Genomic DNA, 1,373 nt, shown 5'->3' with positions numbered 1-1,373 from the left:
TCACCACCCCGGTAACCGCCCTCACGACGCTCACCACCACGGAAGCCATCCCGGTCACCACCCCGGTAACCGCCCTCACGGCGCTCACCACCACGACGCTCACCATCGCGGTAGCCACCCTCGCGACGGTCACCATCGCGGGCGCCACCACGGAAGCCACCCTCACGGCGCTCACCGCCTCGGTAGCCATCCCGGTCACCACCCCGGTAGCCACCCTCACGGCGCTCACCGCCACGGAAGCCATCCCGGTCACCACCCCGGTAGCCACCCTCACGGCGCTCACCGCCTCGGTAGCCATCCCGGTCACCACCGCGGTAACCGCCCTCACGGCGGTCACCACCGCGGTAGCCACCCTCACGACGGTCACCACCACGGAAGCCATCCCGGTCACCACCCCGGTAACCGCCCTCACGACGCTCACCATCGCGGGCGCCACCACGGAAGCCACCCTCACGACGCTCACCATCGCGGGCGCCACCACGGAAGCCACCCTCACGACGGTCACCACCACGACGCTCACCATCGCGGTAGCCACCCTCGCGACGGTCACCACCGCGGAAGCCATCCCGGTCACCACCGCGGTAACCGCCCTCACGGCGCTCACCACCACGACGCTCACCATCGCGGTAGCCACCCTCGCGACGGTCACCACCGCGGAAGCCATCCCGGTCACCACCGCGGTAGCCGCCCTCACGGCGCTCACCACCACGGCGCTCACCATCGCGGTAGCCACCCTCGCGACGGTCACCACCGCGGTAGCCGCCCTCACGGCGCTCACCATCGCGGGCGCCACCGCGGAAGCCGCCCTCACGGCGGTCACCACCGCGGTAACCACGTTCGCCGCCGCGTTCAGCGGCTCGGTCATCCCGGTAGGAGGGACGGCCGTCACGACGTGACGCACCGTCACGACCAGCTGGTCGGTCTTCGTGTCGACGGGAGCGGTCGCCGCCGTGCGGTCCTGAGTTCACAGGTTTATCCTTCCTGATTAGGCCGGTGGTGGCGGCACGCAGTGAGGGCCGACCCTGATGGGGTCGGCCCTCAACTGAAGTTTTGCCCGGCGGTGTCCTACTCTCCCACACCCTCCCGAGTGCAGTACCATCGGCGCTGGAGGGCTTAGCTTCCGGGTTCGGNNGCAGCTTAGTAGTCAAGTCCTCGGCCTATTAGTACCGGTCAACTGAACCCGTTACCGAGCTTACATTTCCGGCCTATCAACCCAGTCGTCTAGCTGGGGGCCTTACCCCACCAAAGGTGGATGGGATACCTCATCTTGAAGCAGGCTTCCCGCTTAGATGCTTTCAGCGGTTATCCCTTCCGAACGTAGCTAACCAGCCGTGCCCCTGGCGGGACAACTGGCACACCAGAGGTTCGTCCGT

At 67.7% G+C, this 1,373-nt stretch carries 1 rRNA gene and 1 pseudogene; one reads left to right on the top strand and one right to left on the bottom strand.

Annotated features, from left to right (window positions below):
- Positions 1 to 896: pseudogene (locus H0524_RS10880) on the top strand (hypothetical protein); the annotation flags it as partial.
- A gap of 244 nt (positions 897 to 1,140) precedes the next feature.
- Here the strand turns inward: H0524_RS10880 and H0524_RS10875 are convergent.
- A 23S ribosomal RNA gene (locus H0524_RS10875) occupies positions 1,141 to 1,373 on the bottom strand; the annotation flags it as partial.

This window comes from Salinispora sp. H7-4 (assembly GCF_013416675.1).
GTDB lineage: Bacteria > Actinomycetota > Actinomycetes > Mycobacteriales > Micromonosporaceae > Micromonospora > Micromonospora vitiensis.
This window is presented reverse-complemented; position numbering and strand designations above follow the sequence as displayed.